General features: G+C 67.1%; 6 protein-coding genes. 5 read left to right on the top strand and 1 reads right to left on the bottom strand.

Features of this window, described 5'->3' with window-relative positions; genetic code table 11:
• Nucleotides 1-96: 96 nt before the first annotated feature.
• Nucleotides 97-1,566 (top strand): DEAD/DEAH box helicase, encoded by a 1,470-nt coding sequence (locus AVTE2539_RS02575; RefSeq protein WP_272564908.1) that lies wholly within the window; start codon nt 97-99, stop codon nt 1,564-1,566.
• Between the two features lie 92 nt (nt 1,567-1,658).
• Here AVTE2539_RS02575 and AVTE2539_RS02580 read toward each other — a convergent pair whose 3' ends face one another.
• On the bottom strand, nt 1,659-2,504 hold the full coding sequence (locus AVTE2539_RS02580; RefSeq protein WP_284408248.1) for a symmetrical bis(5'-nucleosyl)-tetraphosphatase: 846 nt from the start codon (nt 2,502-2,504) through the stop codon (nt 1,659-1,661).
• Nucleotides 2,505-2,751: 247 nt separating this feature from the next.
• Here AVTE2539_RS02580 and AVTE2539_RS02585 point away from each other — a divergent pair, with 247 nt between their 5' ends.
• The 4 genes from AVTE2539_RS02585 to AVTE2539_RS02600 all read left to right on the top strand — a co-directional run bounded on the left by AVTE2539_RS02585 (nt 2,752) and on the right by AVTE2539_RS02600 (nt 12,504).
• The gene (locus AVTE2539_RS02585; protein WP_272548868.1) at nt 2,752-3,042 is read left to right on the top strand and encodes an H-NS histone family protein; all 291 of its coding nucleotides are present in this window, start codon (nt 2,752-2,754) and stop codon (nt 3,040-3,042) included.
• 533 nt (nt 3,043-3,575) lie between these two features.
• The gene (locus AVTE2539_RS02590) at nt 3,576-6,491 is read left to right on the top strand and encodes an aconitate hydratase (RefSeq protein ID WP_284408249.1); all 2,916 of its coding nucleotides are present in this window, start codon (nt 3,576-3,578) and stop codon (nt 6,489-6,491) included.
• Nucleotides 6,492-6,565: 74 nt separating this feature from the next.
• Nucleotides 6,566-9,904, top strand: coding sequence for an EAL domain-containing protein (locus AVTE2539_RS02595; RefSeq protein WP_284408250.1), 3,339 nt, complete (start codon nt 6,566-6,568; stop codon nt 9,902-9,904).
• 77 nt (nt 9,905-9,981) lie between these two features.
• Complete coding sequence (locus AVTE2539_RS02600; protein ID WP_502868883.1) at nt 9,982-12,504, top strand: putative bifunctional diguanylate cyclase/phosphodiesterase; 2,523 nt, start codon at nt 9,982-9,984, stop codon at nt 12,502-12,504.
• Nucleotides 12,505-12,546 lie beyond the last annotated feature (42 nt).

A 12,546-nucleotide genomic window follows, 5' to 3' on the forward strand; every position in this document is an offset into this window, starting at 1 on the left:
TGATGCTATGAATTGAATAGCATCGTGCCTTTGGCACACGAATGCCTACCCGAAAAAACACCCCGTTCAGCCCCTGGTGCGACAATAGCGGGCTAAATGACAAGTTCTTTCTCCAATTTATCGCTGGCTGAACCGCTGGCACGCGCCGTGGCCGAAATGGGCTACGAGTCCATGACGCCCATTCAGGAGCAGGCCATTCCGGTCGTCTTGACTGGCAAGGACGTGATGGGTGCGGCCCAGACAGGCACCGGCAAGACGGCCGCCTTCTCGCTGCCCTTGCTGCAGCGCCTGCTCAAGCACGAAAACAGCTCCACCTCCCCCGCCCGCCATCCGGTGCGCGCCCTGGTGCTGCTGCCGACGCGGGAGCTGGCCGACCAGGTCGCCCAGCAGGTCGCCCTGTACGCCAAGTACACCAAGCTGCGCAGCACCGTGGTGTTCGGCGGCATGGACATGAAGCCGCAGACGCTGGAGCTGAAAAAAGGCGTGGAAGTGCTCGTGGCCACGCCGGGTCGGCTGCTGGACCACATCGAAGCCAAGAATGCGGTGCTGAACCAGGTCGAGTACGTGGTGCTCGACGAAGCCGACCGCATGCTGGACATCGGCTTCCTGCCCGATCTGCAGCGCATCCTCTCGTACCTGCCCAAGCAGCGCACCACGCTGCTGTTCAGCGCCACGTTCTCCCCCGAGATCAAGCGCCTGGCAGGCAGCTACCTGCAAGACCCGATCACGATCGAAGTGGCGCGCCCCAACGAAACGGCTTCCACGGTGGAGCAGCGTTTCTACAGCGCCAACGACGACGACAAGCGCCGCGCCATCCACCAGGTGCTGAAGACGCGGGGCCTGAAGCAGGCGTTCATCTTCGTGAACAGCAAGCTCGGCTGTGCCCGGCTGGCCCGCAGCCTGGAGCGCGAAGGCCTCAAGACCGCGGCGCTGCACGGCGACAAGAGCCAGGACGAACGCTTGAAGGCGCTCGACGCCTTCAAGCAAGGCGAAGTCGATCTGCTGGTGTGCACCGACGTGGCGGCACGCGGACTGGACATCAAGGATGTGCCGGCCGTGTTCAATTTCGACGTGCCGTTCAATGCCGAGGACTACGTGCACCGCATCGGCCGCACGGGCCGCGCAGGCGCCTCGGGCCTGGCGGTCACGCTGGTGTCCAGCAGCGACACGCGCCTGGTGGCGGACATCGAAAAGCTCATCAAGAAGAAGATCGATCTCGAAGCCCTGGAGTACGAGGAAGACCGCCCCCGCGGCCGCATCAACGACGGTCAGCGCGCGTGGCGCGAGGATGGCCAGCGCGAAGGTGGCCGGCGGGAGCGGGGCGGCGAGGCGCACGACCCGCGCGGCAGCGCGCCGCGCAGCAGCTACCGCGCCCCTTCGGCACCCCGCGATCCGTTCTTCGACAAGCCCTACGAGGCACCGGCCACCGAGGCGGCGCCCCATTGGGAGTCCGCGGCCAAGGCCCAGCCGGCGCGCAGCGGCATCTCGGCCAACATCAAGCCCAAACGCAAGGTGGCGGCCCTGTTCAAGGCCGTGCAGCCCGAAACCGAAACCTCCTCGCAGTGAGCGCCCAGGGCCGATCCGTCGGCCGGGGCCAGACCCGCTCAGGCCCTGGGTGATTTCTTATTGCCGTTGGGCAGTGGGTGGCCCGTTCTTGTTCAGGCCCCTGGCTTTTGCGCCTCCTCGCAATCGACATGGCAGTGCTCGCGGTCTGCCAACGTGCGGCCAAAGCGGACCGCGCTGAGGCAGCCTCCCCACACGCAACCGGTGTCCAGCGCCAAGAGGTTGGAGCGGTTCATCCAGCCCAGGGTGGACCAGTGCCCGAATGCCACCAGCCCGTCCTGCGTTTTTCGGCCCGGTGCTTCGAACCACGGCACCAGGCCGGCGGGGGCAGCGCTGGCACCCTCGCTGCTCTCGAAATCCATGGCGCCCTCGGGTGTGCAGAAGCGCAATCGGGTGAAGGCATTGACGATCACGCGCAAGCGGTCCGTCCCCGTCAGCGTGGGTTCCCAGCGGTCCGGGGTGTTGCCGTACATGGCGTGAAGGAATGCGGGCATGTCGGCACCGCGCAGCACGGCCTGCACCTCGTCGGCATGCGCCAGCACATCCTGGGCCGACCACGAGGGCAATACGCCCGCGTGGACCATCAACAGGGGCTCTCCACCATGCACATGCTGGCGTGCCAGCGGCTGGTGGCGCAGCCAGTCCAGCAGGGCCTCGCGGTCGGGTGCCTGCAGCACCTGGTCCAGCGTGTCGCGGCGGGAAGGCTTGCGGGCCCCGTGGGCGGCCGCCAGAAGATGCAGGTCGTGGTTGCCCAGCAGGCTGCGCAGGCTGTCGCCCTGCTGCATGCAGCGGCGCAGCACGGCTGCGGAATCAGGGCCTCGGTTCACCAGGTCGCCCAGCAAATAAACGGTGTCCCGGCTGGGAGAGAACCCTATGTGGTCCAGCAGGCGCTGCAATGCCGTATCGCAACCTTGAATATCCCCGATGCAGTAGAGCGCCATGGCGTTTCCGAAGGTGGTAAACCTGCATTGTCGCGTCTGCAAGGAGTTGTGCCAGGTAATCGCCCAGGCCGGGATAGCCCAGCCGGTGCAAATCGGGGCGCGCGCTTCGATATGGCTGAGCTGGCAGAGTTCCCCGAAATTCCAGAAATCGATGGGTTATTCAAGAGGTGGATTGCGCCCGCTTTCTCTGCACGATATTGAAAGATACCTATAATGCGGCCTTCGTTATTAATCTCCGCACACTACCATGAGCACTAGCTACAAAGACCTGCTGAAACAGCGTGAAGAACTTGAGCAGCAAATCGGCGAAGCACGTCGCCGCGAACTTTCCGATGCCATCAATCAGGTTCGCAATCTGGTGGCGGAGTATGGTTTGACCGCCCAGGACGTATTTCCTACGGGCCGCGCCCGCAGTGCCAGCGCCGGCGTCAAAGTCGCTCCCAAATATCGCGATCCTGCGACGGGCCAGACATGGACGGGCCGTGGCAAGGCTCCCAAGTGGATCCAGAACCAAGACCGCGAGCAATTCGCCATTTGATGGGCAAACCTTGAATTCCAGATCCCGCGCAGACTTTGTCGGCGCTGCGGATTGGCAAGAGCAACCCACGCAATAAACAGCCCGCCTTGGCGGGCTTTTTTCATGGCCACGGAATACCGTTCTGTTTGGTGGGGCGGCATGGGCATCCATGATGTGTTTCTTGGCTTCCCGTTCATGGGTGCACTGAGTGCTTTCTGCGTTGCGTCTTGCCTCGAAATCCCAACCATTGGGAATTGGCTTCACCTTCATGATGGGTGGTGCTGCACAGCGATTAATTTCAAGAGGATGATTCAATAAAAACGGAGATTCCACTGTGCGGTATTTCATTAATCGAAATGGCCCGCGGTATATGGCTGCGCACTTACTCGCGCTGCGGTTCCCATGGTGTAGGACGGCAGGCCTTGTGATCGGACGTCTTGCCTGGAGTTTGGCGGTGGACTCTCTGAAATGTCGTGCATGCGATTACCCCACGATTGCATCGATATGTAGGACTGCCAGAATAGGTGCTCTCGTCCCCACAGGAGTAGCACTACATGGCCTCGATGTCACCCCCGGTTTCCCGCCACGCGTTCGCATCCACCCTGAAGAATTTCACGACGGGGTCCGGTAAAAGCGGCAAGTTCTATTCGCTCCCGGCACTGGCCAAGCAATACCCGTCGATCAAACGGCTGCCGGTTTCGATTCGGATCGTTCTGGAATCGGTGCTGCGCAACTGCGATGGCCGCAAGGTCACGGCGGAACACGTGGAGCAGTTGTCACGCTGGCAGCCGGTGGCGGACCGCAAGGACGAGATTCCCTTCGTCGTGTCGCGCGTGGTGCTGCAGGATTTCACCGGAGTGCCCTTGCTGGCCGATCTGGCCGCCATGCGCAGCGTGGCCCAGCGCCTGGGCAAGAAGCCCAAGAAGATCGAGCCGCTGGTGCCCGTGGACCTGGTGGTGGACCACTCCATCATGGTGGACCACTACGGCACGAAAAAGGCGCTGGACCTGAACATGAAGCTGGAATTCCAGCGCAATCGCGAGCGCTACGAATTCATGAAGTGGGGCATGCAGGCATTCGATACCTTCGGCGTGGTGCCGCCCGGGTTCGGCATCGTCCACCAAGTGAATCTGGAATACCTGGCGCGGGGGGTGCACAAGAGGGCCGATGGCGTGTACTACCCCGACACGCTGGTGGGCACGGACAGCCACACGACCATGATCAACGGCATCGGCGTGGTGGGTTGGGGCGTGGGCGGCATCGAGGCCGAGGCGGCGATGCTGGGCCAGCCGGTGTATTTCCTGACCCCGGACGTGGTGGGCTTCGAGCTGACCGGCCAGTTGCGCGAAGGCGTGACCGCCACCGACCTGGTGCTCACGGTGACCGAGATCCTGCGCCAGCACAAGGTGGTGGGCAAGTTCGTGGAATTCTTCGGCGAGGGCACGCGCACGCTGTCGCTGCCCGACCGGGCCACCATCGGCAACATGGCGCCCGAGTACGGCGCGACGATGGGCTTTTTCCCGGTGGACGAAAAGACCATCGATTACTTCAAGGGCACCGGCCGCACCGACAGCGAGATCGAAGCGTTCGAGGCGTATTTCCGCGCCCAGGGCCTGTTCGGCGTGCCGCTCGCCGGCGAAATCGACTATTCCAAGATCGTGCGCCTGCACCTGGGTGATGTGACCCCCAGCCTCGCCGGACCGAAACGGCCCCAGGACCGGATCGAGCTGGGCAACGTGAGCAGCGACTTCGTGTCGCTGTTCAGCAAGCCCGCGGCGGAAAACGGCTTCAACCGCCCGGCCGAACTGCTGCACACGCGGCACCACATCCACCGGGGCGACGAGGGCGTGAGCGAGGCGGTTCCCGCCGAGAAGCCCGCCCCTGCGGGTGGACCGCGCTTCCTGGTCGAGATGGAGCACAACAAGCCGCCGCTGGCGGTCACGCATGCCGATGCCGCCGTGCGCCTGCCGACCAAGGGGGTGGACCCCACCATCGGCAACGGCGACGTGCTGATCGCCGCCATCACGAGCTGCACCAACACCTCCAATCCGAGCGTGCTGCTGGCCGCCGGCCTGCTGGCCAAGAAGGCCGTGGAGGCCGGCCTGAAAGTGCGGCCGCACATCAAGACCTCGCTCGCGCCCGGCTCCCGCATCGTCACGGAATACCTCACCGAAACCGGTCTGATGCCCTACTTGGAAAAGCTCGGGTTCGCGCTGGCGGGGTATGGCTGCACGACCTGCATCGGCAACGCCGGTGACCTGGCGCCCGAGCTGAACGAGGCCATCACCGGCAACGATCTGGTCTGCGCGGCGGTGCTGTCGGGAAACCGCAATTTCGAGGCCCGCATCCACCCCAACATCAAGGCCAACTTCCTGGCCAGCCCGCCGCTGGTGGTGGCGTACGCGATCGCCGGCACGGTGCTGCGCGACCTCATGACGGAGCCGGTGGGCAAGGGCAAGGGCGGGCGCGACGTGTACCTGGGCGACATCTGGCCCACCAGCGATGAAATCCACGCGTTGATGCGCTTCGCCATGAACGGCAAGGCCTTCCGCGACAACTACGGCAAGGTCAAGACCGATCCGGGCGCGCTCTGGAACAACATCAAGGGCGTGAAGGGCGACACCTACGACTGGCCCGCCAGCACCTACATCGCGGAGCCGCCCTTCTTCGCGCGGTTCACGCTGGATGCCAAGGAGCGGGCGGTGGGCGCGGACGGCTCCAAGGCATCGGAGTCGGTCGTGGGCGCACGCATCATGGCGCTGTTCGGTGACTCGATCACCACCGACCACATTTCTCCGGCGGGCTCCATCAAGGAGACATCGCCCGCCGGGCAGTGGCTGCTGCACAACGGCGTGATGAAGCAGGACTTCAACAGCTACGGCGCGCGCCGCGGCAACCACGATGTGATGATGCGCGGCACCTTCGCCAACGTGCGCATCAAGAACCTGATGATTCCGCCCACCGCCGACGGCTCGCGCGAGGAGGGCGGCGTCACGCTGTTCCAGAACGAGGGCGAGTTGCAGGGCACGAAGATGTTCATCTTCGATGCGGCCATGAAGTACATCGCCCAAGACACCCCCACCGTGATCTTCGCGGGCGAGGAGTACGGCACCGGCTCCAGCCGCGACTGGGCGGCCAAGGGCACGCAGCTGCTGGGCATCAAGGCGGTGGTGGCCAAGAGCTTCGAGCGCATCCACCGTTCCAACCTCGTGGGCATGGGCGTGCTGCCCCTGCAGTTCAAGGCGGGCGATTCCTGGGAGTCGCTGGGCCTGACCGGCAACGAGACGATCGACGTGGCTCCCGATTCGGAACTCACCCCGCAAAGCGACGCGCTGCTGACGATTCGCCGGGCCGACGGGTCGCGCCAGGAGGTCACGGTCACGCTGCGCATCGACACGCCGATCGAGGTGGACTACTACCGCGCCGGCGGCATCCTGCCCTATGTGCTTCGGCAGTTGTTGACCGCCTGATTCGGGGACATCCGCCCAGGGGGCGAGCGGCCCGATACACTTGTGACGATATGTTCAGGTAACCCGCCGCCGCCATGCCCCCCCCTCCCCACCGTCCGGTCACTGCAGCCATCGCGCGGACGCTTCTGTCGGAGGCGCCCGCGGTCACGCTGATGCTGGTGGTGGCGGTGCTGGCGCTGCTGCTGGTGCCGGTGGTGCAACTGCTGGGTTCGGGCCTGCAGGGGCTGCACGGCCTCGAGCCTTTCCTCGACATGGTGGTGGTGCTCATCGGCCTGCTGGCCGTGGCGGTGTCCCTGCACATGCTCGACGATACGCAGCAAGGCCGCGCCAATGTGCTCGTGGCCGGGCTGGCGACCGCTGCGGTCTGTAATTTCCTTCACGCCGTCCTGCTGCACCAGATGGAAAGCATGGCGTCCGTCACGCGGGCGAATGTCTCTTCCTACTTCGGATTGCTGGCCCATGGGGTCGAGGCGCTGACCCTGCTGCTGTTCGCTTTGCGGGTGTCGTTCCACGGGCCCGGCCGGGCCTGGGCCGTGGCCTCGGCCGGCGTGTCGCTGGTGCTCGTGTGGTCCGCCTCCAGCGGGTTGCCCGAGCAGTTCGGGCTGGCGCACGGCGAGCGCTTCGCCATGGGGGCGGACGCGCTGCTCGGAGGCGTCATGGCCGTTGCAGCCTGGGTGATGTACCGGGTGCACGACACCGCCGGCAGGGAGCGCGGCCGGGGGCGCCGGCGCATCATGGCCTGCGCGGCGGCCGCCCTGGCGTTGGCGGAATTCGCCATGCTGCTGTACCCGCTGCATCCGGTTTTCGTCGACACGTTCGCACACGCCTTGCGCGTGCTGGGGTATGCGCTGATGTTCCAGGCGGTGTTCATCGCCGGCATCCGCATGCCCTTCGCCCGGGCGCGCGAGGCCGAGGCCCGGCTGCTGGAAAGCGAACGCCGCCTGCAGCTTCTGGGCCGCAACCTGCCCGACAGCGTGCTGTACCAGCGCGTGCGCGAGGCGGACGGCCGCTGGCATTTCGTGCACATGGGCGATGCGATCGAGCGCCTGAACGGCATTTCGGCCCAGGCGGTGGTGAACGATGCCACCCTGTTCTTCGAGCAGATGGAGCCGCAGGACCGCCTGGCCTGCGCCGCGTCGGACGAGGCGTCCTACCGCACCATGGGTGTCGGCGACTCGGTGGTGCGCATGCGCGTGGCCAACGGCCAGTTGCGCTGGATGCGGATGAGCTCCACCCCCCGGCCGCTGGACAAGGGCCGCGTGATCTGGGACGGCGTGCTGACCGACGTCACCGAGCAGCGGGAGGCCCAGGACCTGAGCCGCGCGCACGAGGTGCAACTGGCGAGCCTGCTCAGCCACCTGCCTGGCGGCGTCTCGCGGCTGGACCGCGATCTGCGCATCGTGTACGTGAACCCCTCGCAGGCGCACTGGCTGCGCCGTCCGGTCGATGAGCTCGAAGGCCAGTTCCTCGTGGACGTGCTGCCTGCCGACCTGATGGCCCCGATCCAGCCGCATTTCGACCGGGCGCTGCAGGGCGAGACGGTGGTGTTCGAGCACCGCATTCCCAAAACCCATGGGGCCCAGTTCTGGCACACCACGCTGGTGCCGGAAGTCGCCGCCGATGGCCGCACGGTGGCCGTGGTGGTGTTCGCGTTCGACCTGACCGAGCAAAAGCGCATGGCGCTGGAACTCACGCAGCAGCGCACCCGCCTGGCCAGCCTGGTGAGCGCGATCCCCGACGTGGTGTTCCTCAAGGATGCGAACGGCTGCTACCTGTCGTGCAACCCCGTTTTCGAGCGTTTCATCGGGCGGCGCGAGCGCGACATCATCGGCCTGTCGGACGACGATCTCCTACCCGCCGTCGAGGCCCAGCGGGTGCGCCAGCTCGACCAGCGCGCCATGGCCGCCTGGCAGCCACTGGTGTACGAGGAGACCCTCACGTTCCAGGAAGACGGCTACGAGGGCTACTTCGAAACCATCAAGACCCCCATCCGCGACCTGCACGGCCATGTCACCGGGCTGCTGGGCGTGTGCCGTGACATCACCGACCGCAAGAAGGCCGAGCAACAGATCGAATTGCTGGCCTTTTTCGATGCGCTCACCGGCCTGCCCAACCGCCGCCTGCTGCTGGACCGCCTGCAGCGCGCCAGCGCGGTCTGCCAGCGCAACGGCCAGCTGGGCGCGTTGCTGTTCATCGACCTGGACAACTTCAAGGACCTGAACGACACGCTCGGCCACGACATGGGCGACCAACTGCTGGCGCAGGTCGCCACGCGCCTGGTGTCGTGCGTGCGGGCCACCGACACGGTGGCGCGCTTCGGTGGCGACGAGTTCGTGGTGATGCTGGAAAACCTCGACGCCGGCCTGACCGAGGCGGCCACGCAGGCCGAGCACGTGGCCGACAAGCTCTTGCTGCAGCTCAACCAGCCCTTCATGCTGGGCACGCAGCAGCACTACAGCACGCCGAGCATCGGCATCACGCTGTTCGGCGACCAGCCGCGCAGCGTGGACGAGCTGCTCAAGCGCGCCGACCTGGCCATGTACCAGGCCAAGGCCGAAGGCCGCAACACGCAGCGCTTTTTCGACCCGGAAATGCAGGCCCAGGTGCATGCCCGTTCGCACCTGGAAGCCGATCTGCGCCAGGGTCTGGCCCGCCACGAACTCACGGTGCACTACCAGCCCATCGTGGACCACCGCGCGCAGCTGTGCGGCGCCGAAGCCCTGGTGCGCTGGCGCCACCCGGAGCGCGGCATGATCAGCCCCGGCGACTTCATCCCGCTGGCCGAGCAGACCGGGCTCATCCTGCCGCTGGGGCGCTTTGTGCTCGAATCGGCGTGCGAGCAGCTGGTGCGATGGGCCGAGCACCCCGACACCGCGCGGCTGACCATCGCCGTCAATGTGAGTGCACGGCAGTTCCGGCAGCCGGCCTTCGCGGCCGAGGTGCTGGAGACGCTGCAGCGCACGAGCGCCAACCCCCAGCGGCTCAAGCTGGAGCTCACCGAGAGCCTGCTGCTGGGCGACATCGAGGACGCCATCCAGCGCATGGCCCAGCTCAAGAAGCAGGGCGTGGGCTTCTCGCTCGACGACTTCGGCACGGGCTATTCGTCGCTCAGCTACCTGAAGCGCCTGCCGCTGGACCAGGTCAAGATCGACCAGGGCTTCGTGCGCGACGTGCTCACCGATCCCAACGACGCCGCCATCGTGCGCACCATCCTCGCCCTGGCCAAGAGCCTGGACCTGCAGGTGGTCGCCGAAGGGGTGGAAACCACCGGGCAGCTGGCGTTCCTCAAGCTGCACGGCTGCGAAGGCTTCCAGGGCTACTTGTTCGGCCGGCCGAGCCCGGTGGCCCAGTTCGAACGCGACCAGCAATTGCCGGGCGCCCTGCCCACGGCCGCAGAAGCTGGCATGGCATGAGCGCGCTGCCCACCGTTTCCTCTGCCGCCGCCGCCCCGTGCCCTCTGGGAACGGGCGGCGCGCCGGTATCCACCGCCATGGCCGCGCGGCCGCGCATCGGCTGGGTGGGCACCGGTGCGGCACCGGCCCGCGCGGCGATGCGATGGCTGTCCAGCCACCGCCCCGACTGGGAGGTGTCCCCCTCGGATTTCGCGGCTGGCCGCGATGGCGTGGCGCGGTCTCCCGCGTTCGCCGTGCCGGGGGCCTGCCAGGCCCTGGTGCTGGACCTGGAACGCGGTGCCACCGCCTTGCCGGACTGGGCGGCGCAGGGGCGCACCCAGCCGCTGGTGCTCTGCCTGGACCCGGCGCAGGAGGCGCTCGCCGCGCGTGCCCTGCGCCTGGGCCCCGGGGATTACGTGCTGCGCGCCGAAGACGGCGCGCACCTTCCGCAACTGGCCCAGCGGCTGGCGGTGCTGCTGCAGGCGCATGCGCCGCACGGTCCGATGCCCGCCGCCGTGCCCGCGCTGCCGTGGCCGGACGAACCTCCTTCGCAGCGCGCGCTGCTGCAGACCACGCTGGCCAGCATGAGCCAGGGCCTGTACACCGTGGGGCCCGACGGCCGCATCACCGTCTACAACGACCGGGTGCTGGAGTTGCTCGAGCTGCCGCGCGCACTGTTCGATGCCCGGCCCACGCTGATGGAGCTCAAGCAGCTGCAGCAAGCGCGCGGCGATTTCGGCGAAAGCGCGGAACTGGTCGATGCGCAGGCGCGGGCCTATGTGCAAAGCGCTGGCGGCATTCCGTCGCCCGCGGTGTACTGGCGCCGCACGCGCCACGGGCGCACGCTGGAGGTGCACACCACGCAGCTGCCCGACGGCGGCATGGTGCGCACCTTCACCGATGTGACCGACCACGTGCGCACCCAGGCCGAACTGCGGGTGAGCGAGGCACGCTTTCGCAGCCTGAGCGACCTTTCCTCCGATTGGTACTGGGAGCAGGACGCATCCTTCCGGTTCATCCACTTCGTGGGCGGGCGCAACCCCGTGGGCATGGAGCCCGGCGAAGTCGTGGGGCGCACCCGCTGGGAGCTGGGTGCCCTCAACATGACCGAGGAGGACTGGGCGGCCCACCGCCGGCTGCTCGATGCGCGCGAGCCCTTCCGGGAGCTCGAACTGCAGCGGCTGGCATCGGACGGCACGGCCTACTGGGTGTCCATCAGCGGCGTGCCCGTGTTCGACGAGGCCGGTGCGTTCCAGGGCTACCGGGGCGTCGGCCGCAGCATCACCGACCGCAAGCAGGTCGAGGCCGAGATCGAGCGGCTGGCGTTCTTCGACGTGCTCACCGGCCTGCCCAACCGGCGGCTGCTGATCGACCGGCTCTACCGCGCCACGCTGTCCGTCGGCCGCACGGGGCGGCACGGCGTGCTGCTGTTCATCGACCTGGACAACTTCAAGGACCTGAACGACACGCTCGGCCACGACATGGGCGACCGCCTGCTGGTACAGGTCGCCCAGCGCCTGCAAGGCTGCGTGCGCCAGAGCGACACCGTGGCCCGTTTCGGCGGCGACGAGTTCGTGGTGCTGGCCGAAGGCCTGCCCGCCGAGGCCTGGGCGGCCAGCGCCGATGCCTCGCTGCTGGCGCGCAAGATCGGCAACGCCCTGAGCCTGCCGTACCTGCTGGACGGCATCAGCCACCACAGCACGCCGAGCATCGGGCTCACGCTCTTCGGCGAATCCGCTGGCAGCGTGGACGACCTGCTCAAGCACGCCGACATGGCCATGTACCAGGCCAAGGCGGCCGGCCGCAACGCCGTGCGCTTCTTCGACCCCGGCATGCAGGCCGCCGTCAGCGCGCGGGCTGCGCTGGAAGCCGAGCTGCGCCGCGCGCTGCAGGTGGGCGAGCTGATGCTGCACTACCAGCCCATCGTGGACCGGCGCGGCCAGATGCTCGGCGCCGAGGCGCTGGTGCGCTGGCAGCATCCGCAGCGCGGCATGGTGTCGCCGGGCGAGTTCATCCCGGTGGCCGAGCAGAGCGGACTCATCGTGCCGCTGGGGCAGTGGGTGCTGGAGCACGGCTGCCGGCAGCTCGTGGCCTGGTCCCGCAGCGCGGCCACGGCGCACCTGGTGCTGTCGGTGAACGTGAGCGTGCGCCAGTTCCGCCAGCCCGACTTCGTCGATCAGGTGCTGCAGGCGCTGCGCGAGAGCGGGGCGCAGCCGCGGCTGTTCAAGATCGAACTGACGGAAAGCCTGTTGCTCACCGACGTGGAGGACGTGATCGCCCGTATGGAAAAGCTGCGCTCGCACGGCGTGGGCTTTTCGCTGGACGACTTCGGCACCGGCTACTCGTCGCTCAGCTACTTGAAGCGCCTGCCGATCGACCAGCTCAAGATCGACCAGGGCTTCGTGCGCGACGTGCTCACCGATCCCAACGACGCTGCCATCGTGCGCACCATCCTCGCCCTGGCGCACAGCCTGGACCTGGACGTGGTGGCCGAGGGCGTCGAAACCACGGGCCAGCTGCAGTTCCTGCAGCGCCACGGCTGCCATGCGTTCCAGGGCTACCTGTTCGGGCGCCCGGCGCCGGCCACGGTGCTGGAGCGGGCGGTGCGGCCCGCGCTCTGAGCTCCGGCGGAGCCGGCACCCGGCCCTTGCGAAGGGCGGGAT

The organism is Acidovorax sp. SUPP2539 (genome assembly GCF_030158975.1).
Taxonomy (GTDB): domain Bacteria; phylum Pseudomonadota; class Gammaproteobacteria; order Burkholderiales; family Burkholderiaceae_C; genus Paracidovorax.